Source organism: Caenispirillum salinarum (assembly GCF_044803115.1).
GTDB lineage: Bacteria > Pseudomonadota > Alphaproteobacteria > Rhodospirillales > Rhodospirillaceae > Caenispirillum > Caenispirillum salinarum_A.
Genome location: NZ_CP085224.1, coordinates 3,022,493 through 3,044,502, shown reverse-complemented (window position 1 = coordinate 3,044,502; position 22,010 = coordinate 3,022,493). Strand labels below are relative to the sequence as shown.

General features: G+C 65.7%; 21 protein-coding genes and 1 tRNA gene. 14 read left to right on the top strand and 8 right to left on the bottom strand.

Features of this window, described 5'->3' with window-relative positions:
* Nucleotides 1-206 precede the first annotated feature (206 nt).
* The 6 genes from clpX (at nt 207) to LG334_RS13880 (ending at nt 6,188) form a co-directional block, all read left to right on the top strand.
* A complete protein-coding gene (gene clpX / locus LG334_RS13905; RefSeq protein ID WP_009540315.1) occupies nt 207-1,478 on the top strand; it encodes an ATP-dependent Clp protease ATP-binding subunit ClpX in 1,272 nt (423 codons plus the stop codon).
* Nucleotides 1,479-1,657: 179 nt separating this feature from the next.
* Complete coding sequence (gene lon, locus LG334_RS13900; protein ID WP_404378935.1) at nt 1,658-4,066, top strand: endopeptidase La; 2,409 nt, start codon at nt 1,658-1,660, stop codon at nt 4,064-4,066.
* Between the two features lie 350 nt (nt 4,067-4,416).
* Nucleotides 4,417-4,692: an HU family DNA-binding protein gene (locus LG334_RS13895; RefSeq protein WP_009540312.1), complete on the top strand. Its 276-nt coding sequence runs from the start codon at nt 4,417-4,419 to the stop codon at nt 4,690-4,692.
* 133 nt (nt 4,693-4,825) lie between these two features.
* Nucleotides 4,826-4,901 (top strand) — tRNA-Val (locus tag LG334_RS13890).
* Nucleotides 4,902-5,011: 110 nt separating this feature from the next.
* Nucleotides 5,012-5,803, top strand: a complete 792-nt coding sequence (locus LG334_RS13885; RefSeq protein WP_404378933.1) for a molecular chaperone TorD family protein — start codon at nt 5,012-5,014, stop codon at nt 5,801-5,803.
* A 112-nt stretch (nt 5,804-5,915) separates the two neighbouring features.
* Nucleotides 5,916-6,188 carry a hypothetical protein gene (locus LG334_RS13880; protein ID WP_404378931.1) on the top strand — a complete coding sequence of 91 codons (273 nt, stop codon included), beginning with the start codon at nt 5,916-5,918 and terminating at the stop codon, nt 6,186-6,188.
* A 206-nt stretch (nt 6,189-6,394) separates the two neighbouring features.
* Here LG334_RS13880 and frdD read toward each other — a convergent pair whose 3' ends face one another.
* The 8 genes from frdD to LG334_RS13840 all read right to left on the bottom strand — a co-directional run bounded on the left by frdD (nt 6,395) and on the right by LG334_RS13840 (nt 13,706).
* Nucleotides 6,395-6,745, bottom strand: coding sequence for a fumarate reductase subunit FrdD (frdD, locus tag LG334_RS13875; protein WP_404378930.1), 351 nt, complete (start codon nt 6,743-6,745; stop codon nt 6,395-6,397).
* Nucleotides 6,746-6,748: 3 nt separating this feature from the next.
* Nucleotides 6,749-7,204, bottom strand: coding sequence for a hypothetical protein (locus LG334_RS13870; protein WP_404378929.1), 456 nt, complete (start codon nt 7,202-7,204; stop codon nt 6,749-6,751).
* A gap of 1 nt (nt 7,205) precedes the next feature.
* On the bottom strand, nt 7,206-7,958 hold the full coding sequence (locus tag LG334_RS13865; RefSeq protein WP_404378928.1) for a succinate dehydrogenase/fumarate reductase iron-sulfur subunit: 753 nt from the start codon (nt 7,956-7,958) through the stop codon (nt 7,206-7,208).
* Nucleotides 7,955-9,715 carry a fumarate reductase (quinol) flavoprotein subunit gene (gene frdA, locus LG334_RS13860; protein ID WP_404378926.1) on the bottom strand — a complete coding sequence of 587 codons (1,761 nt, stop codon included), beginning with the start codon at nt 9,713-9,715 and terminating at the stop codon, nt 7,955-7,957. Before frdA ends, LG334_RS13865 begins: the two co-directional genes overlap by 4 nt.
* 203 nt (nt 9,716-9,918) lie before the next feature.
* Nucleotides 9,919-10,560 (bottom strand): cytochrome b/b6 domain-containing protein, encoded by a 642-nt coding sequence (locus tag LG334_RS13855; protein WP_404378925.1) that lies wholly within the window; start codon nt 10,558-10,560, stop codon nt 9,919-9,921.
* Between the two features lie 9 nt (nt 10,561-10,569).
* Nucleotides 10,570-12,168 (bottom strand): tetrathionate reductase family octaheme c-type cytochrome, encoded by a 1,599-nt coding sequence (locus LG334_RS13850; protein ID WP_404378924.1) that lies wholly within the window; start codon nt 12,166-12,168, stop codon nt 10,570-10,572.
* Nucleotides 12,169-12,387: 219 nt separating this feature from the next.
* Entirely contained in the window at nt 12,388-13,170 is a 783-nt protein-coding gene (gene rquA / locus LG334_RS13845; RefSeq protein WP_404378922.1) for a rhodoquinone biosynthesis methyltransferase RquA, read from the bottom strand.
* Between the two features lie 29 nt (nt 13,171-13,199).
* Entirely contained in the window at nt 13,200-13,706 is a 507-nt protein-coding gene (locus LG334_RS13840; RefSeq protein ID WP_404378921.1) for a type II toxin-antitoxin system RatA family toxin, read from the bottom strand.
* Nucleotides 13,707-14,195: 489 nt separating this feature from the next.
* On the opposite strand from LG334_RS13840, the gene LG334_RS13835 reads away from it, so the two are divergent.
* The 8 genes from LG334_RS13835 to nuoH are packed head-to-tail and all read left to right on the top strand — an operon-like array spanning nt 14,196 to nt 22,004.
* A complete protein-coding gene (locus tag LG334_RS13835; protein WP_009540300.1) occupies nt 14,196-14,561 on the top strand; it encodes an NADH-quinone oxidoreductase subunit A in 366 nt (121 codons plus the stop codon).
* Nucleotides 14,552-15,109 carry an NADH-quinone oxidoreductase subunit B family protein gene (locus LG334_RS13830; RefSeq protein ID WP_043644482.1) on the top strand — a complete coding sequence of 186 codons (558 nt, stop codon included), beginning with the start codon at nt 14,552-14,554 and terminating at the stop codon, nt 15,107-15,109. Before LG334_RS13835 ends, LG334_RS13830 begins: the two co-directional genes overlap by 10 nt.
* Before the next feature lie 26 nt (nt 15,110-15,135).
* Nucleotides 15,136-15,798, top strand: coding sequence for an NADH-quinone oxidoreductase subunit C (locus LG334_RS13825; protein ID WP_404378919.1), 663 nt, complete (start codon nt 15,136-15,138; stop codon nt 15,796-15,798).
* A 1-nt stretch (nt 15,799) separates the two neighbouring features.
* Nucleotides 15,800-16,996, top strand: coding sequence for an NADH-quinone oxidoreductase subunit D (locus tag LG334_RS13820; RefSeq protein ID WP_404378918.1), 1,197 nt, complete (start codon nt 15,800-15,802; stop codon nt 16,994-16,996).
* Complete coding sequence (gene nuoE, locus LG334_RS13815; protein WP_404378917.1) at nt 16,993-17,613, top strand: NADH-quinone oxidoreductase subunit NuoE; 621 nt, start codon at nt 16,993-16,995, stop codon at nt 17,611-17,613. Before LG334_RS13820 ends, nuoE begins: the two co-directional genes overlap by 4 nt.
* Nucleotides 17,613-18,902, top strand: coding sequence for an NADH-quinone oxidoreductase subunit NuoF (gene nuoF, locus LG334_RS13810; RefSeq protein ID WP_404378916.1), 1,290 nt, complete (start codon nt 17,613-17,615; stop codon nt 18,900-18,902). Before nuoE ends, nuoF begins: the two co-directional genes overlap by 1 nt.
* 20 nt (nt 18,903-18,922) lie before the next feature.
* Nucleotides 18,923-20,998 carry an NADH-quinone oxidoreductase subunit NuoG gene (nuoG, locus tag LG334_RS13805; RefSeq protein ID WP_404378915.1) on the top strand — a complete coding sequence of 692 codons (2,076 nt, stop codon included), beginning with the start codon at nt 18,923-18,925 and terminating at the stop codon, nt 20,996-20,998.
* The gene (nuoH, locus tag LG334_RS13800; protein ID WP_404378913.1) at nt 20,991-22,004 is read left to right on the top strand and encodes an NADH-quinone oxidoreductase subunit NuoH; all 1,014 of its coding nucleotides are present in this window, start codon (nt 20,991-20,993) and stop codon (nt 22,002-22,004) included. The genes nuoG and nuoH overlap by 8 nt, the downstream gene beginning before the upstream one ends.
* Nucleotides 22,005-22,010: the final 6 nt, after the last annotated feature.

Sequence of the window (22,010 nt, the reverse complement as noted above, 5' to 3'; positions counted from 1 at the left end):
CAAACCTGCCAATACCTTGCGGCCCTGCCGCCATCTCCCCATGTTGCACCAACGATGACCGATCCGTTACGCTGGCAAGGGCGTAGAGGTTTTAGGCATTGTTTTGGGCCGGACGGTCCGGCTAACATGGAAGTCCAGCGGGCCGGCAGGCCGCGAAAAGATCAGGGCGCGCCGGCATTTTCGGCCGCGCACGGAGTGGAGACACGATGACGAAGTCCTCTGGCGGCGATTCATCCAAGAACACCCTGTACTGCTCGTTCTGCGGGAAGAGCCAGCACGAGGTGCGCAAGCTCATCGCCGGTCCGACGGTATTCATTTGCGATGAATGCGTGGAACTGTGCATGGACATCATTCGCGAGGAGAACAAGAGCAGTCTTGTCCGCTCCCGCGACGGCGTCCCGTCACCCCGCGACATTCTCGGCGTGCTGGACGACTACGTGATCGGCCAGCCCCACGCCAAGCGGGTGCTGTCGGTGGCGGTGCACAATCACTACAAGCGGCTTCAGCACGGCGGCGGCAAGTCGCCCGACGTGGAGATCGCCAAGTCCAACATCCTGCTGGTCGGTCCGACGGGTTGTGGCAAGACGCTGTTGGCCCAGACGCTGGCGCGTATTCTTGACGTGCCGTTCACCATGGCCGACGCGACCACGCTGACCGAGGCCGGCTACGTCGGCGAGGATGTGGAGAACATCATCCTCAAGCTGCTGCAGTCGGCGGACTACAACGTCGAGCGTGCGCAACGCGGCATCGTCTACATCGACGAAATCGACAAGATCAGCCGCAAGTCCGACAACCCGTCCATCACCCGCGACGTCTCGGGCGAGGGCGTGCAGCAGGCCCTGCTGAAGATCATGGAAGGCACGGTCGCCAGCGTGCCGCCGCAGGGTGGCCGCAAGCATCCGCAGCAGGAATTCCTGCAGGTGGACACGACCAACATCCTGTTCATCTGCGGCGGCGCCTTTGCGGGTCTGGACAAGATCATCAGCCAGCGCGGCAAGGGCACGTCCATCGGCTTCGGCGCCGACGTGAAGGACCCGGAGGAGCGCCGCATGGGCGAGATCCTGCGTGGTGTCGAGCCCGAGGACCTGCTGAAGTACGGCCTGATCCCCGAGTTCGTCGGCCGCCTGCCGGTCATCGCGACGCTGGAGGACCTGGACGAGGACGCCCTGGTCGAGATCCTGACGGGCCCGAAGAACGCCCTGGTCAAGCAGTATCAGAAGCTGTTCGAGATGGAGGACGTCAAGCTCAGCCTGACGGACGACGCCCTGCGCGCCATCGCCCGCAAGGGCATCGAGCGCAAGACCGGCGCCCGCGGCCTGCGCTCCATCATCGAGGGCATCCTGCTGGAAACCATGTTCGACCTGCCGGGCATGGAAGGCGTCGAGGAAGTGGTGGTCAACCGCGAGGTTGCCGAGCACCGCGCAACGCCGCTCTACATCTACTCGGACCGCTCCGAGGAAGTGGGGAAGGGCGCCTAGGCGCCCTTCCTTACAAGCGCCAGCGCCCGGACAGGGTCGCGCCCAGTACCGGGGCGACCGGGCCTTGTGTGCTTCCCACCCCTGGTCGCCGGCGTCCGAGCCTCCCATATCGGTCGGACGAGCCGGTTAATCTGGCGGTGCGTCAACCGGCCGCCAAGCAATAAAAGAGGGATACTGTCGTGGAGACTGGTCGCGAAGACATCCTCCCCGTTCTGCCGCTGCGTGACATCGTGGTGTTCCCGCACATGATCGTGCCGCTGTTCGTCGGCCGCGAGAAGTCGGTGAAGGCCCTGGAAGACGTCATGGCGGAGGACAAGCAGATCCTGCTGGTCGCGCAGAAGAACGCGGCCCAGGACAACCCCGACCCCGACGACATCTACACCGTCGGCACGGTTTCGACCGTGCTGCAGCTGCTGAAACTGCCCGACGACACCGTGAAGGTGCTGGTCGAGGGCGGCCAGCGTGCCCGTATCAAGAACTACACCGGCACGGAAGACTTCTTCCAGGCCGAGGTCGAGCTGCTGGACGACGAGCAGGCCGACAACCAGGAGCTTGAGGCCCTGTCGCGTTCGGTGGTGGCGCAGTTCGAGCAGTACATCAAGCTCAACAAGAAGATTCCGCCCGAGGTCCTGGTTTCCATCAACCAGATCGAGGACCCGGCCAAGCTGGCCGACACGGTCGCCAGCCACCTGTCGCTGAAAATCGCCGACAAGCAGGAACTGCTGGAAAGCACCACGGTCGCCGAGCGTCTTGAGCGCGTCTACGGCTTCATGGAAAGCGAGATCGGCGTCCTGCAGGTCGAAAAGAAGATCCGCAACCGCGTCAAGCGGCAGATGGAGAAGACCCAGCGCGAGTACTATCTGAACGAGCAGTTGAAGGCCATTCAGAAGGAACTCGGCGAGGGTGAGGAAGGCAAGGACGAGGCCGCCGAGTTCGAGGAGCGGATCAACAAGACCAAGCTCTCGAAGGAGGCCAAGGAAAAGGCCCAGGCCGAGCTGAAAAAGCTGCGCACCATGAGCCCCATGTCGGCGGAAGCCACGGTGGTGCGTAATTACCTGGACTGGATCCTCTCGATCCCCTGGCAGAACAAGACGCGCGTCAACTACGACCTGAAGCGCGCCAGCAAGGTTCTGAACGACGACCACTACGGCCTGGAGAAGGTCAAGGAACGCATCCTGGAGTACCTCGCGGTGCAGCAGCGCACCAAGAAGCTCAAGGGTCCGATCCTGTGCCTCGTCGGCCCGCCGGGCGTCGGCAAGACGTCGCTGGGCGAATCCATCGCCAAGGCGACGGGCCGCAATTTCGTGCGCATGTCGCTGGGCGGCGTGCGTGACGAAAGCGAGATCCGTGGTCACCGCCGCACCTACATCGGCTCCATGCCCGGCAAGATCATCCAGGGCATGAAGAAGGCCAAGTCGTCGAACCCCTTCTTCCTGCTGGACGAGATTGACAAGCTGGGCGCCGACTGGCGCGGCGATCCGTCTTCGGCGCTGCTGGAGGTGCTGGACCCGGCGCAGAATTCCACCTTCGCCGACCATTACCTGGAGGTCGACTACGACCTGTCGGACGTGATGTTCGTCACCACGGCCAACACGCTGCGGATGCCGCAGCCGCTGATGGACCGCATGGAAATCATCCGCCTGTCCGGCTACACCGAGGACGAAAAGGTCGAGATCGCCAAGCGCCACCTCATCCCCAAGCAGATGGAAGCGCACGGCCTGAAGAAGGCGGAGTTCACCATCAGCGACGACGCGCTGCGCGACCTGGTGCGCTACTACACGCGCGAGGCCGGCGTCCGCAACCTTGAGCGCGAGTTGGCCAACCTGTCGCGCAAGGCGATCAAGCGCCTGGTGGAGAGCAAGCTCAAGAAGATCGGCATCACGCGCCGTAATCTCGGCAAGTACGCCGGCGTGCGCCGGTACCGCTATGGCGAGGCGGAGCGCGAGGACCTGGTGGGCGTGGTGACCGGCCTGGCCTGGACCGAAGTCGGCGGTGAGCTGCTTTCGGTGGAAAGCGTCATGCTGCCCGGCAAGGGCAATGTCACGCTGACCGGCCAGCTGGGTGACGTCATGAAGGAGTCCATCCAGGCGGCGCGGTCTTACGTCCGCTCGCGGGCGGTGTCCTTCGGCATCAAGCCGACGGTGTTCGAGAAGCGCGACATCCACGTGCACGTGCCTGAGGGCGCGACGCCCAAGGACGGCCCGTCGGCCGGCACCGCCATGTGCACCTCCATCGTCTCGGCGCTGACGGGCAATCCGGTCGCCAGGGACATCGCCATGACCGGCGAGATCACTCTGCGCGGTCGTGTCCTGCCCATCGGCGGCCTGAAGGAGAAACTGCTTGCGGCCCTGCGTGGCGGTATAAAGCGGGTGCTGATCCCGCGCGACAATGAAAAGGATCTTGCCGAGATTCCCGACAACGTGAAGCGCGGCCTGAAGATCATTCCGGTCTCCACTGTGGACGAGGTGCTGGAACATGCGCTGGTCAACGACCTGACGCCCATTGAATGGAGCGAGGCCGAAGACGAGGCGGCTCCGGCCGTGAAGTCCACCGAGGGTGACGGCGGGGACGCCATTATTACCCACTGATCCTGAATTGGGATGAGGACATCGGGGCCGGACGCATGTCCGGCCCTTTTTTCGTGGTCGTCCGGGTCTATGCTTGGAAGGTCTTGTGGAGATATTTGCCGAATCGGAAGCAGAAATAGCGTAAAAGTTTATCTTTTCTTGTGCCCGATCAGCCTCAGGTGACGCGAAAGACCCGCTGATCCACAGGGGTATGGGCCTGAAAATGGCGAAAAACTGGGGAAAACGGCGTTTCCCGGATTGACGGGCTTGGAAGGCCCGCCTTAAACTCCCTTCCGTTAAATCAAGGGTCTAATTGACCGAATTGATTGGACCGAGTTTTTGTCTTTGCTTTTAGCAGAGGGGGCCCTCTAGTGAACAAGAACGATCTCGTTGCCGCCGTCGCGGATTCCAGCGGCCTGTCGAAGGCCGATGCCACCAAGGCCGTGGACGGTGTCTTCAACTCCATCACCGACGCCCTGAAGAAGGGCGACGAAGTGCGCCTGGTCGGTTTCGGCACCTTCGCCGTCGCCGAGCGTGCCGCCAGCGAAGGCCGCAACCCGCGCACCGGCGAAACCATCAAGATTCCGGCTTCGAAGCAGCCCAAGTTCAAGGCTGGCAAGGGCCTCAAGGACGCCGTCAACGGCTAAGCCCGGACGCATCCTGCGGAAAAGGCCGGCCCCGGGGCCGGCCTTCTTCGTTCCCGCGGCGCTTGACACGGAACATCGTGCCGGTTTTTCTTTTCATATCAGGCGGCTGTCGTTAAGACGGTGTCGCTTCGACGGGCGGTTAGCTCAGCTGGTAGAGCATCTCGTTTACACCGAGAGGGTCGGCGGTTCGAACCCGTCACCGCCCACCATCCTCCCGCCCGGTGCGGGGCGCGGCTCCATTGGGGGCCAAGGAACACTGTCCGCGCCGCGCGGGAACCACCGGCCACCCACCATGTGAGCGGCCGTCGGGAGCCCGCGCATGACGAATCCGCCATCCTCCAGCACCGCGACGCCCACCAGCGCCGCCTTCATCAGGGAAAGCCTGCGACGGGCCGAACTGTACCGCTGGTTCGCCGGGCTGTTTGCCGACCGGCTGGACCCGGTGCTGCTGCGCGCCTACCGGCAGGGCCCGGGGCGGGCGGTGCTGGATAACCTGGCAGCCCAGCCCGCGCTTGCTGACGGCGCCAGACGCATGGAAGCCGCCCTGGACCATGGCGGGTCCGACAAGGAGCTGGCCGCGGCGCTTGCCGATGATTTCCATGTGTTGTTCGAGAAGGGCGCTGCCATTCCCCGCGCCTCCATCTGGAACCGCTCTGGCGGAGGCGACGACGGGGAAGGGGGCACGGCGCCTTCCGTGAGTGCGCCGGTCGCGCCCCACAAGGCCGACATTCTGGGACGCATGAAGGCTCTGCTGCGCCATTCCGGGCTGGGGCTGCGGCCAAGCCTGCCCAGCGACCCGGATCACGTTGCGGTGCTGCTGGACGTTATGGCGCAGACGTCGGAGAAAAGCCTGGCGGTGTGGCGGAAGGCGCACCCCGCCGCTGCGGCGTCGGATACGCCCGTCGACGCGGTCGCCGAACTGGTGACGACCTGTCGCGAGCAGCGCACCTTCATCGACGACAACCTCCTTTCGTGGCTACCCGCTTTCCGGGATGCCTGCGACGCTCACGACCCTGACGGCTTCTATGCCGGCGTGGCGACTCTTCTGGTGGCCTACCTGGACCGTGACCGGCAGTTCCTCAACGCCTGCATGGGCGCGGCGGCGGAATAGGTCGCATGGCGGCTGTGCCGGAGGGCATACGGCCGTATGGCATCGTTGACGATCCGCCCAGATAGCGGGACCCTTAGTAATAACAAACGATGGTCCGACGGGAGGACACGCCATGCTTGGAGTGGTGATTGCCGTCAACGCCCGGCGCCGGGTCGCGCTGGTGGAAGTCAACGGAGGCGGGTGCAGCCTGATGACCGACTGCCGCGAAATTCCGGCCGCCGGATCGGTGCTGGAGGGCCTGCTGGACCGCAAGGGCATCGAGACCCTGCGCAACATCAACGCCAACACGGTGTTCGAAGCCAGGATCGAGGTCACCGGCCTGCCGAAGAAGGCTGCCCTGGTGCAGTTGCTGGGTGGCAGGGAAGGGCAGCGGGCATCGGCATGAGCGCCTGCGGCACGCGGGGCCGGCCCCGCAGCCCGGTGGAGGCGGAAGCCTCCACACCGTCAATTTTTTCTTAAATATAAAGCAGCCGGAAGCTTTTGCCGCTGCCTGCCATCCGGCGCCGGCCATGCTCTGAATAACTGGCGGGTTCGGGAGGCTGCGCCTCCCGGCCGGGGCTTGGGGCGGGAGCCCCAAGCGCGCCAGCGTTCTCAGATGCTCAACAGAGTCACCAGCGCCCAGAGCGTGCCGATCCCCGCGAGGCCGTAGCACACGACGACGGCGAGGCCCTTGTTGTGGATGCCCAGGTCGTGCAGGGTCACGCGCATTCGGTGGCCGAAGTGCCAGAGGAACAGCGTCAGCACGCCGAACAGGATGATCTTGCCGATCCAACTGCCGGCGAAGGCGTGCATGGTGTCGTAGGACAGGGCGTCCGTCATGATCCCCAGCGGCACCAGGATGCCCGTAATCAGGATCATCACCGGCGCCAGGAAGGCCGAGACGGTGCCGCCGGCGGCGAACAGGCCCCAGAAGATGGGTTTGGACTTGCTACGGTGCATCATGGCTCAGACGACCCCCGCGATGATGAGCACGATCAGCGACACCACCGCCCAGGCAGCGTAGTGCGCGCCGATGATGTAGCGGCCCGGCACGAAGTTGTCGCCGCGCATGATCGGCATGGCCTTGGGCGTCAGGCTGAACCACGTGATGGTGTGGTAGAGCATCAGCGCCAACGCCAGCACATGAAAGGTCAGGAAGGCGGGCGACGACAGCGAGACGACGAAGCCGTCCCAGGCCTCGCGGCCGTCCGCCAGCCGGCCCAAGCCGTAGATCAGCACGGCGGAATATGCAGCCAGCGCGACACAGCTCAGCTCGCGGATCATGTAGAGGGTGAATGCGCGCTTGTGCAGCCACCAGTCGTTCTTCCACGGGCGGCGGAAGGGCTTGCGCTGCCCGCCGCCGGAGACTGCGGAGCCGCCGGTGGCCGGGGCGGAGGTGTGGGACGTGTCGGGGCTCGCCATGTCACTTCGCTCCCGTCTTCTTGGGCTTCAGCAGGTCGAGGAAGAAGTTTTTCGAGCTTTCGATCTTGCCCTGCTGGATGGCCGCGGCCGGGTCAACGTCCTTGGGGCAGACGGCAGAGCACTGGCCGACGAAGGTGCAGTCCCAGACACCCGCGTGGCTGGCGACCACGTCGCGGCGCTGCTCGGCGCCCTGATCGCGGCTGTCCAGGTTGTAGCGGTGGGCCAGCGCCAGGGCGGCCGGGCCGATGAACTCGGGGTTCAGGGCGTACTGCGGACAGGCGGAGTAGCAGAGCATGCAGTTGATGCACATGCTGAACTGCCGGAACTTGCGCAGCTCGCCCATGGACTGGCGGTATTCGCCTTCTTCGGCCGGCTTCTCGCCGTCCTCGCGGATGATCCAGGGCTTGACGCTTTGCAGCTTGTCGGTGAAGTCGTCCATGTCGACGACGAGGTCCCGCTCGATGGGAAAGGTCGCCAGCGGCTCCACCCGGATGCGGTCGCCGTAGTCGCGGACGAAGGCCTTGCAGGCCAGCTTGGGCTCGCCGTTGACCTGCATGCCGCAGGACCCGCAGACGGCCATGTGACAGCTCCAGCGGTACGACAGCGTGCCGTCTATCTCGTCCTTGATGTGGTTCAGGGCGTCCAGGACCACCCAGTCCTCGTTGCACGGGACCCGGTAGGTCTCGAAGACGGGTTCGTGGTCGGTGTCCGGGCGATACCGGAGCACCTCGAACTCGATCATGCGTTCCGTCATTTCGCCTCTCCGCCGTAGACGCGCTCGGCCGGCTGGGACTTGGTGATGACCACGTCCTTGTATTCGATGCGCGGCGCCTCCAGGCCCTTGCCGCGCACGGCCATGGAATGGGTCAGGTAGTTGGTGTCGTCGCGCGCGGTATGGTCCAGGCGCTGGTGGGCGCCGCGGCTTTCCTTGCGTTCCAGGGCCGAGTGCGCCATGGCCTCGGCCAGTTCCAGCATGTTGCCGACCTCGATGGCGTGCATCAGCTCGGTGTTGAAGACGCGGCTCTTGTCGGTGACATGGACCCGCTGGAAGCGCTCGCGCAGTTCGGCCAGCTTGGCGGTGGTCTCCTTGAGCGTGTCCTCGGAGCGATAGATGCCGCAGCCCGATTCCATGGTCGCCGTCATTTCCTTGCGCAGGCCGGCGATGCTCTCCGTGCCGTGGCGCTCGTCCAGCAGGTCCGTGACCCGTCCCGCCAGGGCGTCGGCGGCGCTGGCGACGGACCTGTCGCCGCCGGTCTGCCCTTCGGTGGAGCGGGCGAAGGCGGCGGCGTGCTCGCCGGCGCGGCGACCGAACACCAGAAGCTCCGTCAGGGAGTTGGAACCCAGCCGGTTCGCGCCGTTGATGGACAGGCAGGAGGCCTCGCCGGCGGTGTAGAGGCCCGGCAGGCAGGTCGCCGCGCCGATGTCGCAGTCGATGCCGCCCATGGTGTAGTGGATGACCGGGCGCACCGGAACGGGGTCGGTGACGGGGTCGACGCCCACGTAGCTCTTGGCCAGCATGCGGACGAAGGGCAGGCGCTCGTTGATCTTCTCCTCGCCCAGATGCCGCAGGTCCAGGTGGACGACGTCGCCGTAGGGGCCGCTGATGGTGCGGCCCTTCTGCTGCTCGTGCCAGAAGGCCTGGGACAGGCGGTCGCGCGGGCCCAGTTCCATGGCCTTCTTGCGCGGCCACGGGTCCGGCGGGCCCAGGTTGTAGTCCTGCAGGTAGCGGTAGCCGTCCTTGTTGACCATGATGCCGCCTTCGCCGCGGCAGCCTTCCGTCAGCAGGATGCCGGTGCCCGGCAGGCCCGTCGGGTGGTACTGGACGAACTCCATGTCCTTCAGCGGCACGCCGGCGCGGTAGGCCATGGCCATGCCGTCGCCGGTCTTGATGGCGCCGTTGGTGGTGAAGGGGAAGACGCGGCCGGCGCCGCCGGTGCAGATGATGACCGCCTTGGCGGCGAAGGCGAACAGCTTGCCGGTGCGGATCTCCATGGCGACCACGCCGCGGGCGCGGCCGTCCTCCACGATCAGGTCGATCGTGAAGAACTCGTCGTAGCGCTTGACCGAGGGGAACTTCATGGAGGTCTGGAACAGGGTGTGCAGCAGGTGGAAGCCCGTCTTGTCGGCGGCGTAGCAGGTGCGCTCCACCTTCATCCCGCCGAAGGGGCGCACCGCGATGCGGCCGTCGGGATCGCGCGAGAAGGGGCAGCCCCAGTGCTCCAGGCGCATCATCTCCTTGGGCGCCTCGTTGACGAACAGCTCGACGATGTCCTGGTCGCACAGCCAGTCACCGCCGGATACCGTGTCGTTGAAGTGGTTCTCGAGGCTGTCGTTCTCCTTGATGACCGCCGCCGCGCCGCCCTCGGCTGCGACCGTGTGGCTGCGCATGGGCAGCACCTTGCTGATCAGGGCCACGTTGAGCGACGGGTCGGCCTCGGCGCAGGCGATGGCCGCCCGCAAGCCCGCTCCACCCGCGCCGACGATGGCGACGTCGGTCTTGATTACGTCCATGGAAAAAACCTCTCCTCCTGTGCCGCAGCCCCAACACCATACCAAAGATTATCGCTGCAAAAAGGGCAGGGGCGAGTGTTCCTCCGAAAGTTACAGAGATTTCATGGTCTTTGAAAAATCCAAGCGTGGCCGGTGGCCGGACGCACCACGGGGCCGCCGCGCACCCGCGGCGGCCCCGCCCGTTGGGGTAGGGCGTGTGTGACTCACTCGGCGGGCCGGGGCCGGCTGGTGGAGGGCGTTTCGCCCTCCGAGTGGTCGTGGCCGTAACCGGTGATCATGGCCTTGACGTAGGCCGTGGCGGGGCGGCCGGTGAAGCCCATGTAGACGTGGCCGATGAAGAACAGCACCAGGGCGAAGGCCGCCAGCACGTGCACCAGGGCAACCGCGCCCAGGCTCAGGAACCCAAGGCCCAGGGCCTCCCAGCCGTTGTAGAACATGTACAGCAGGCCGGTGATCCACAGCACGGGCATGATGACCACCAGGAAGCCCAGGTAGGCCAGGCGCTGCATGGGGTTGTGCTTGGCCTTGCGGGTCGGCTTGTAGGGGTGCTGGATGCTGGGATCGAAGATGCCGGCGGTGTAGTAGCGCATCACCGCGCCCATGTTCCTGAACGTGGGGATGTACTGCCGCCATTCGCCGGTCGTCATGTGCCAGAACATGGCGAGCGCCCACAGGCCGAGCAGAAGCCAGGCGAGCACCTGGTGCAGTCCCGTCGCGGTCTCGTAGCCGAAGACGCTCCAGCTGCCGAACACCTCGAACCCGGTGATCGCAAGGCCGACGATGATCAGGGCCTGGGTCCAGTGCCACAGCCGCTCGAAACGGGTGAACATGACCTCGCGTGCCATGGTTGCCTCCTATTTCCTGCGGCTGGCGCCGACCACGCGCAGCAGCGCATGGACGATGACGCCGATGAGGGTCAGGCCGGCCAGCGACCAGCCGAGAGTGTTCAGCCAGCCGAAGTCACCGCGGCCGGGCATGTAGAACCCGCCCAGGTTGGCCAGGCGGCCGTTTTCCGCGTGGCAGGACTCGCACTCCAGGGCCTCGTCCTTCGGCGCGACCATGTGCACGATGGGCCAGGAATACTCGGTCTCGACGAAATCGTACTCGCCGCTGAAGTCGACGTCGCGCGCCTGCATGCCGGCCTCGATGGCCTTGATCCAGTCGAACTTGCCAGCACCCCAGAAGGCGCTTTCGTCCTTGCCGAACAGGTGCGGGACGGCCAGCAGGTTGTTCACCGAGTCGTATGGTTGCTTGCCGCGCATGATCTTGAACGGCCAGATGCGCGAGTCGGGGTCGCCTGGGCCGCCACCCAGCGTGTTGATGGGCACGACGCCGGAGGGATCGATGGTGTCGTTGAGAAGCGTGTACTCGATGGCGCCGTTGAACCAGCGATACTCGGGCACGACGTTGGCTTCCCACAGGAAGTCACCCTTCTTGGTGTCGTAGATGACGTCCGTGCCGGCCTCGTCCTTGATGGTGAAGGGCTTGCCCTGCTCGTTCAGCTTGCCCGCGGTCGACCAGTCCCACCACATCTTGGTGGCCTTGCCGCCGCGTGCGAACTCGGGCACGTGGCAGGTGGTGCACGCGACCACGTCGGTGTGGTCGTTTAGCTTGGCCTCTTCGTGCGGGGTCATGGCGTGGCACGACTCGCAGGTGGCGCGGGTGTCGTCGGTGTGGCCCGGCACGTCGATACCAAGCCGGTCCACGGCCTTGGTGACGTAGCGGCTGCCGGTGACTTCGTGGCTGCCCGTGGTGTGGCAGGTGGAGCACTGGAAATTCAGCCCGTCGGGCGCCATGTGCACGTCCAGCGCCTTGGAGGGCCGGGCCATGGTGCTGTCCAGGTCGCCATGCTTCACCGCATCGCCGCCGCCGCCGTAGAAGTGGCAGGCGCCGCAGGTCTCGCGGCTGGTGGGGCCGACGTTCTGGGCGATCTTCACCAGGTCCGGGGGTTGCCAGATGTTGCCGGATTTCGGCGGGAATTCCTTCGGCTCATAGGTCGGGTGGCCGGCGCCCGTCGGGAACTTCTTGTAGTCGCCCGTGGTGTCGTGGCAGACGAGGCAGTCGACGTTGCGCTCGGCGGCGAAGTCGAAGGTCTTGTCGTCGGTCCAGCCATAGCCAATGTGGCAACTGGTGCAGCGCGGCCAGTTGGTGGCGGTCGCGACGCAGAAGTTGTTGATGACGTTGCGCTTTCCCAGGTCCTGCCCGGTGACCGGATGGTCGAAGGCCCAGGTCCAGTGGGTGGTCTGCTGGATGTGATCGGCCGCTTCGGTATGGCAGTCGAGGCACGCTTCGGTGACCTCGGGTCCCGTCGCAAAGGGGCCTTTCAACTCCTTGAACTTGCTATGATCCGCCGTCGTCGCCTTGGAGGCCGTGGCGGTCGTCGCGGACGGCAGCTGGGCCATCACGTCCGCGGCGGCGGCTGGGGTCGTCCAGACGAGGACGGCGAAGGTCATCGCGCTCAATCCCGCCGCGGCCAGACGGCCGAGGCCGGGACGCTGTGTTCGCGTGATCATCGCCCTGTCCCCCGGGTCTGTATGAACCATGCGAACGCGGATCGCCTGGGTCCGCGTCCATGGGGGATTATAGCAAATTCGTAAATCCTAATCTACGAGCAGCTTGTGAAATATCGTTCTATTTCAGATACATGAGCGGAAAAGTCGGATAATCTGCGGTCACGTTCGGCGCCGGGCGATCACCTTCTGGTACATCCCGCCGAACACCGTGGTCTTCTTCCAGGTCCATGCCTCCGGGTGGTCGGCATAGTCCATGATCTCGCGGTCCCACAAGGCCTTGGCGAAGGGCTCCAGGCGGTCGAACACCAGGCTCATAACGGGCTTGAGGGGGTGCGCCGCACGCGGGCGGTGGTAATCCACGAAGATGACCGTGCCGTCGGGCCCAACGGCATCCAGCATGTTGTTGACGATGGCGCGCTTGTATTCCTCGGGCACCTCGTGCAACAGGAAGAAGCACGCGACGGCGTCGTAGGGGCCTTTTCCCGGGGCGGCGGCGTCCTCCTGGTCGACGGTCGCCTGGGCGACACCCGCCAGTTTTCGCCGAGTCAGCGCCACCTGGATGGGGGCGATGTCGCGCACGTCCAGCCGTCCCGTCGGCCCCAGCGCCCGGGCAAGCCGCAGGCTGAAATCGCCGTAGACGCAAGCCGGCTGAAGCACCCGCCATCCCGGCTTCAGTTCGGCCACCACGCTGTCGATCAGCCGGTCGGCGTTCCCCCACAGGATGGCCTGCACGATCAGGTGCTTGTCGAACACCTTCGTGCCCAGATCGCTGAGATAGGCCCAGGTGTAAGTTTCGCTCAGGTAGGCCGGAACCGCGGCGGCGCCGGTTCCGCAGGCACCGCCCGCCGGCACAGTGGCGGCGGCGGTGTGCGGAGAGGAGCGGCTGATGGGGTCTGAAGCGTCGTCGGCGGGCGAGGTGCGGGGCAAGAAACGGTCGTTCAATGTGTCTTTCCTTCTACCCGTCCAGGCGGTCAGAGCGAGCGGCGGGAGGACGCGGCGGCGGTGTCGGCATCGCGGGCGACGGCCTGCGCAAGCGGATGCGGCGGGCCATAGACGTGGCGGGCGCGCTCTTCGAATGCGTGGACGAGGCGCTCCACGCTGTCCCCAGCCAGAAGGCTGCTCAGCGCCCGCAACGCCCGCGAGCGCAGCTGCACGTCGACGGACAGGTCAATATGGCAGGCGCCTTCCGGCACGAGCGTGAAATTCCAGAGAATGTGAAGATGATCGAACGGGCCCTTCACGTCCACCACCTCGATGCGGTTGGGGCGGTCGACGTGGGTCTCCGTGATGAACTCCTCGCGCATGGGGCCGACCCGCAGGATCTGGTCGGTGCGGTATCCGCCGTCGGGCAGGCGCTTGATGACGCGCGCCGCCGCCCAGGAGGGCACGAACAGCGGGTAGTGCTCGACATCGACCACGAGGTCGAACAGTTGCTCCGGCGAGTACGGAACGGTACGCGACACGGTGCGGGCGGGCATGGGGTTGGCCTTCCTGTCTCTGGATCGAAAGGCGGTGCGGCGGGCCGATCGGCACGGAGCATCCGCGCACCTCGGCCGGTGGGGCCGCACCACCGTTGCACGGGCTGATTTCGGCAGTGCGGAAACTTGCTTGTCAACGGGCTTGTTCTCTTGACTTGGCGGGAACCGGCGGGTTACATCGCCGCATCCCGCGGGGGAGTCCACCCGGTCGGGTGGTTGGGTCCCGACCACGCGACGCCCATTTTCTGGGAACGGTCGGGCTGCCGCGGATCGGTCTTAACGAGGCACGGAGGCATTACGCGGCCCAGGCAAACAGCGGCGTTGCCATTTCCGACGCCGGGTCCTTCGAACCCGGATACGTGCGGGTCCCTCCCCAAGGCCTCGCCGGAGCATTTCCTACCCCGTCGGATGCTCCACGGAACCGCCGACACCGTATAGCCCGCCGAGTAACGCAGCCGCCAACGCAGTTGGGAGAGCAGGAGCATCGCCATGGAGGATCTGCTCCGGGAATATCTGCCGATCCTGATCTTTATCGGGATCGCAGTCGTCGTTTCGGCGGTCGCCGTCGGAGCGTCGTACATCGTCGCGCCGCAGCACCCGGATGTTGAAAAGGACTCCGCCTACGAGTGCGGTTTCGAGGCGTTCGACGACGCGCGCAGCCGGTTCGAGGTCCGCTACTATCTGGTGGCGATCCTGTTCATCATCTTCGACCTGGAAATCGCCTTCCTGTTCCCCTGGGCCGTCAGCCTGGGCGCGACGGGCGAGTTCGCCTTCTGGTCGATGATGGTCTTCCTGGGCGTGCTGACCATCGGCTTCATCTACGAGTGGCGCAAGGGAGCACTGGAATGGGAGTGAACAAGGGTGTTGCCGGTCCTCAGCCGACCGGCGCCGTTCCCCCGACCGCGGATCAGGACGCCCTGATCAAGGGCGTCCAGCACGAGTTGACGGAGAAGGGTTTCGTCCTTTCCACGGTCGATTCGCTTGTGAACTGGGCCCGCACGGGCTCGCTGTGGCCCATGACCTTCGGTCTGGCGTGCTGCGCTGTCGAGATGATGCACGCCTACATGCCGCGCTACGACCTGGACCGCTTCGGCGTCGTGCCGCGGCCCAGCCCGCGTCAGTCCGACGTGATGATCGTCGCCGGCACGCTGTGCAACAAGATGGCGCCGGCGCTGCGCAAGGTCTATGACCAGATGGCCGAGCCGCGCTGGGTGATCTCCATGGGCAGCTGCGCCAACGGCGGCGGCTACTATCACTACAGCTATTCGGTGGTGCGCGGCTGCGACCGCATCGTGCCGGTCGACGTCTACGTGCCCGGCTGCCCGCCGACGGCGGAGGCGCTGGTCTACGGCATTCTGCAGCTGCAGAAGAAGATCCAGCGCACCGGCACCCTGCTGCGCTGAGGCCCGGAACGATCGGCGAAGGACCCATGATTCAGACCGACGAACAGATCCAGACGCTGCGGGACCTCGGCGAATACGTCGCCGCTCAGTTTCCGCAGGACGTCATAACGACCGACTTCGCTCAGGACGAGCTGATCGTGTCCGTGACCCGCGGCTCGGTGCCCAAGGTGCTGACCTTCCTGCGCGATGACAGCAACTGCCTGTTCTCGCAGCTTGTCGGCATCACCGGCGCCGACTATCCGGAGCGCGAGGAGCGCTTCGAGGTGATCTACATGCTGCTGAGCATGAAGCACAACACGCGCATCATGGTGAAATGCACCACCGACGCCATGACGCCGGTGCCGTCCATGGTGCCGGTATTCTCTACCGCCGGCTGGTTCGAGCGCGAGGTGTGGGACATGTACGGCGTGATCTTCGCCGAGAACCCGGACCTGCGCCGCATCCTGACGGACTACGGCTTCGAGGGGCATCCGCTGCGCAAGGACTTCCCGCTCACGGGCTACGTGGAACTGCGCTACGACGACGAGCAGAAGCGTGTCGTCTACGAGCCGGTGAAGCTGCAGCAGGACTTCCGCTCGTGGGACTTCCTCAGCCCCTGGGAAGGCCTGACCCATCCCTACAGCCTGCCGGGCGACGAGAAGGCCACCGAGCCCGATCAGGTGCAGCTGGGCGACAAGGGGAAGAAGTGACATGCCCGAAGCTGAAATCAAGAACCTCACGCTGAACACCTCGACCAGCGTCAACTTCGGCCCGCAGCACCCGGCGGCCCACGGCGTGCTGCGCCTGGTCCTGGAACTGGCGGGCGAGATCGTGGAGCGCGCCGACCCGCACGTCGGCCTGCTGCACCGAGGCACCGAGAAGCTCATCGAGTACAAGACCTACCTCCAGGCCGGCCCGTACTTCGACCGGCTGGACTATTGCTCGCCGCTGAACATGGAGCACTCGTGGGTGCTGGCCGTGGAGAAGCTGCTGGGCATCGAGGTGCCGGAGCGGGCCAAGTGGATCCGCACCCTGTACGCCGAGCTGACGCGCATCGCCAACCACATCCTCAACATCACCTCCTACGCCATGGACGTGGGCGCCATGACCCCCATGCTGTGGGGCTTCGAGGAGCGTGAGACGCTGTTCGAGTTCACAGAGCGGGCGTCGGGCGCGCGCATGCACGCCAACTACTTCCGCCCCGGCGGCGTGGCGTGGGACCTGCCGGAAGGCCTAGTGGAGGACATCCGGACCTGGGTGCCGCACTACCGCCAGTACATCCGTGACCTGGAAACCATGATCACGGGGAACCGCATCTTCAAGCAGCGCACCGTCGACATCGGCGTGGTGACGCCGGAGCAGGCTCTCGACTGGGGCTTCACGGGGCCGAACCTGCGCGCCTGCGGATATGCCTGGGACCTGCGCAAGTCGCAGCCCTACGACGCCTATGACCAGGTCGAGTTCGACATCCCGGTCGGCAAGGCGGGCGACTGCTACGACCGCTATCTCGTGCGCGTCGAGGAAATGCGCCAGTCGCTCGACATCATCGAGCAGTGCCTCGACAAGATGAAGCCCGGTCCGGTGCGTGTGGAGAACAACAAGGTGACGCCGCCCAAGCGCGGCGAGATGAAGCGCTCCATGGAGGCGCTCATCCACCACTTCAAGCTGTTCACCGAGGGCTTCCACGTGCCCGCCGGCGAAACCTACACGGTGACCGAGGCGCCCAAGGGCGAGTTCGGTGTCTATCTGGTGGCGGACGGGACAAACCGGCCTTACCGCTGCTACATCCGCTCGCCGGGGTTCGTCCACCTGCAGGCCATGGACATGATGGCCAAGGGACACATGCTCGCCGACATTCCGGCGATCATCGGCTCCATTGATGTCGTGTTCGGTGAGATTGACCGATGAGTGCAGTAGACCAGGATATCCAGCAGCCGGCGAGCTTCGCCTTCACGGACGAGATGATGGGCCGCGCCAAGGCCATCATCGCCAAGTATCCGGAAGGCCGCCAGCGCTCCGCCACCATGCCGCTTCTCGACCTCGCACAGCGTCAGGAAGGCTGGGTCAGCAAGGCGGCGATGGACTACATCGCCGACATGCTCGACGTGCCGCCGATGCGCGTGTACGAGGTGGCGACCTTCTACACCATGTACAAGCTCAAGCCCGTCGGTAAGCACCACATCGAAGTGTGCACCAACGTGGCCTGCATGCTGCGCGGGTCCGACGAGATCGTCGGCGCATGCTCCGAGCATCTTGGCATCGGCGTCGGCGAGACCACCGGCGACGGCCAGTTCTCGCTGGCCGAGGCCGAGTGCCTGGGCGCCTGCGTGAACGCGCCGATGATCCAGATCGGTGATCACTACTACGAAGATCTCGACAAGGACAGCATGAAGGCGATCATCGACACGCTGAAGCGTGGCGAGTCGCCGAAGCCCGGCTCCCAGATCGGGCGGCAGACCTCGGCGCCGGCCGGTGGCCTGACCTCGCTGAACACGGAGGGCTTCAAGCCCGAGGGAGACAGCTGATGCTGCGCGACCAGGATCGTATCTTCACCAACCTTTACGGCTTCCACGACTGGCGCCTGGCCGGCGCCCGCAAGCGCGGCGACTGGGACAACACCAAGGCGCTGCTGGAGCGTGGCCGCGAGGCGATCATCAAGGAAGTCCAGGACTCGGGCCTGCGCGGCCGCGGCGGCGCCGGTTTCCCGACGGGCCTGAAGTGGTCGTTCATGCCCAAGGAAGTGGGCGAGCGTCCGCACTACCTGGTGGTCAACGCCGACGAAGGCGAACCGGGCACCTGCAAGGACCGCGACATGATGCGCCACGATCCGCACAAGCTGATCGAGGGCTGCCTGCTCGCCTCCTTCGCCATGGGCGCCCATGCCGCCTACATCTATATTCGCGGCGAGTTCGTCCAGGAAGCCAACAACCTGGAATACGCCATTCAGGAGGCCCGCGAGGCCGGCCTGATCGGCCCCAACGCCTGCGGTTCGGGCTGGGACTTCGAGTGCTACGTGCACCGGGGTGCGGGCGCCTACATCTGCGGCGAGGAAACAGCCCTCATCCAGTCGCTGGAGGGCAAGAAGGGCCAGCCGCGCCTGAAGCCGCCGTTCCCGGCCGGCGTCGGCGTCTGGGGCTGCCCGACCACGGTGAACAACGTCGAGTCCATCGCCGTCGTCCCGACCATCCTGCGGCGCGGCGGCGAGTGGTTCGCCGGCCTTGGACGCCCCAAGAACACCGGCACCAAGGTGTTCTGCATTTCCGGCCACGTGAACAATCCGTGCAACGTGGAAGAGGAAATGGGCATCCCGCTCAAGGAACTGATCGAGAAGCACGCCGGCGGCGTGCGCGGCGGCTGGGACAACCTGCTGGCCATCATCCCCGGCGGCTCGTCGGTGCCGGTGCTGGACAAGGCGACCGCTGACGACGTGCTGATGGACTTCGATTCCCTGCGTGAAGCGGGTTCGGGCCTGGGCACCGCCGCCGTGATGGTGATGGACAAGTCCACCGACATCGTGAAGGTCATCGCCCGCCTGTCGCGCTTCTACATGCACGAGAGCTGCGGCCAGTGCACCCCGTGCCGCGAGGGCTCGGGCTGGCTGTGGCGCGTCATGGAGCGCATGGCGCGCGGCGACGCGACGGTTGAGGAGATCGACATGCTCTTCGACGTCTCCAAGCAGATCGAGGGCCACACCATCTGCGCGCTGGGCGATGCCGCCGCGTGGCCGGTGCAGGGCCTCATCCGCCGCTTCCGTCCGGCGATGGAGCAGAAGATCCTGGAACGCAACCGCGCCGCCGCCGGCGCCGCGGCCTGATTTGGGGGACGTGAGATCACATGCCTAAGCTGACGATCGACGGCATCGAGGTCGAGGTCGAGCCGGGGACGACGATCCTCCAGGCCGCCGAGCAGGTGGGGGTCGAAATTCCCCGGTTCTGCTACCACGAGCGTCTCAGCATTGCGGGCAACTGCCGCATGTGCCTGGTGGAAGTGCAGCCGGGCCCGCCGAAGCCGGCGGCCTCCTGCGCCATGCCGGTGGCCGACGGCATGACCGTCAAGACCAACAGCCCGATGGCCATGAAGGCCCGCAAGGGCGTCATGGAATTCCTGCTGATCAACCACCCGCTGGACTGTCCCATCTGCGACCAGGGCGGCGAGTGCGACCTGCAGGACCAGGCCATGGCCTACGGTGCCGACACCAGCCGCTATGCCGAGGCCAAGCGCGCGGTGAAGGACAAGTACCTTGGTCCGCTGGTGGCGACCCAGATGACGCGCTGCATCCACTGCACGCGCTGCATCCGCTTCGCCCAGGAAGTGGCCGGCGTGCCCGAGCTGGGCGCGACGGGCCGTGGCGAGCACATGGAGGTCACCAACTACGTCGAGAAGGCCCTGCATTCCGAGCTTTCCGGCAACGTGGTGGACCTGTGCCCGGTCGGCGCGCTGACCAACAAGCCCTACGCCTTCAACGCCCGCCCGTGGGAATTGAAGAAGACCGAGAGCGTCGACGTGTTCGACGCCGTGGGCTCCAACATCCGCGTCGACAGCCGCGGCCCGCAGGTCATGCGTGTCCTGCCGCGCGTCAACGATGACGTGAACGAGGAGTGGATCTCCGACAAGACCCGCCAGGCCGTCGACGGCCTGCTGCGTCAGCGCCTGGACCGGCCGTACGTCCGCAAGGACGGCAAGCTGAAGCCGGCGACCTGGAAGGAGGCCTTCGAGACCATCGCCGCCAGGCTGAACGGCGTGTCGGGCGACAAGATCGCCGCCATCGCGGGCGATCTGGCCGACGTCGAGTCCATGGCGGCTCTCAAGGACCTGATGACCGGTCTGGGCAGCACTTCCATCGACTGCCGGCAAGACGGCATGAAGGTCGACCCGGCGGTGCGCGCGAGCTACCTGTTCAACTCGACCATCGCCGGCGTCGAAGAGGCCGATGCGCTGCTCATCGTGGGTGCCAATCCGCGCTGGGAAGCCGCAGTGCTGAATGCCCGCATCCGCAAGCGCTACCTGATGGGCGGCTTCAAGATTGGCCTTGTCGGCCAGGCCGTCGACCTGACCTACAAGTATGATCACCTGGGCACGGGCCCGGCCACCCTGCAGGAACTGGTGGACGGCAAGCACTCCTTCGTCGAGGTGCTGAAGGGTGCGAAGAAGCCGATGATCATCGTCGGCACCGGCGCGCTGATGCGCGATGACGGCGCCCAGGTGCTTGGTGCGGCGCGCAAGCTGGCCGATGCCGTCGGTGCGGTGACCGAGGACTGGAACGGCTTCAACGTTCTGCACACGGCCGCCGGCCGCGTCGGCGGCCTGGACGTCGGCTTCGTGCCGGGCGAGGGCGGCCGTGACACCCGCGCCATCGTCGAGGGCGCCGCCAAGGGCGACGTCGAGGTCGTCTGGCTGCATCACGCCGACGAGATCGCCGGCGAGCGGTTGGGCAAGGCCTTCGTCATCTACCAGGGCCACCACGGTGACCGCGGCGCCCACCGTGCCGACGTCATCCTGCCGGGTGCCGCCTACACCGAGAAGAACGCGACCTGGGTGAACACCGAGGGGCGTGTCCAGCGCGGCCGCCTGGCCGTCTTCCCGCCGGGTGAGGCGCGCGAGGACTGGACCATCATCCGCGCCCTGTCCGAAGTGCTGGGCAAGACCCTGCCGTACAACACGCTGGCGCAGTTGCGCGACCGCATGATCGCCGCCAACGCGGTGTTCGGCCGCGTCGACGAAGTCGTTCCGGCGGAGTGGGCGACCTTCGGCGACGACACTGCGCTGTCGGCCGATGCCAAGGCGTTCGCCCTGCCCATCGAGAACTTCTACATGACCGACCCCATCAGCCGGGCGTCGCTGGTCATGGCAGAGTGCACCGACGTGTATATCAACGGCAACGACGAGAAGAAGACGGGGACCGATGACTGAGCTGTGGGAAGGCTACATCTGGCCGGGCGCGATCATCATCGCGCAAATTCTTGCGATCGTGTTGCCGATCCTGGTGGCGGTCGCCTACCTGACCTATGCCGAGCGTAAGGTCATCGGTGCCATGCAGCTCCGTCGCGGCCCCAACGTGGTGGGGCCGTTCGGCCTGCTGCAGCCGCTGGCCGACGGCGCGAAGCTGTTCCTGAAGGAAACGGTCATCCCGACCGGCGCCAGCCGGGCCGTCTTCGTTCTGGCGCCCATGCTGACCTTCATCCTGGCGCTGATCGGCTGGGCCGTGATCCCCTTCAACGAGGGGTGGGTGCTGGCCGACATCAACGTCGGCGTGCTGTACCTGTTCGCGGTGTCGTCGCTGGGCGTCTACGGCATCATCATGGCCGGCTGGGGCTCCAACTCGAAGTACGCCTTCCTGGGCGGCATGCGGTCGAGCGCGCAGATGGTGTCCTACGAGGTCTCCATCGGCCTGATCATCATCTCGGTGCTGCTGACGGCCGGGACGCTGAACCTGTCGGATATCGTGGAGGCGCAGCGCGAGGGCCTGTGGTACTTCATTCCGCACTTCCCGATGTTCATCCTGTTCTTCATCTCGGCCCTGGCGGAGACCAACCGCCATCCCTTCGACCTGCCCGAAGCCGAAGCCGAGCTGGTGAGCGGCTACAACGTCGAATATTCGTCCATGACCTTCGCCCTGTTCTTCCTGGGCGAGTACGCCAACATGATCCTGATGAGCGGGATGGTGACGATCCTGTTCCTGGGCGGCTGGCTGGCGCCGTTCGATGTCGCACCGTTCACCTGGGTACCGGGCGTGGTGTGGTTCGCGCTGAAGGTGGCGCTCTGCCTCTTCGTCTTCATCTGGGCGCGTGCCGCGTTCCCGCGCTACCGTTACGACCAGCTCATGCGCCTGGGCTGGAAGGTGTTCCTGCCGTTCTCCGGCATCTGGGTGGTCCTGACGGCGGGTTTCCTGCTGTTCACCGATCAGCTGCCGAAGTGATCCGAG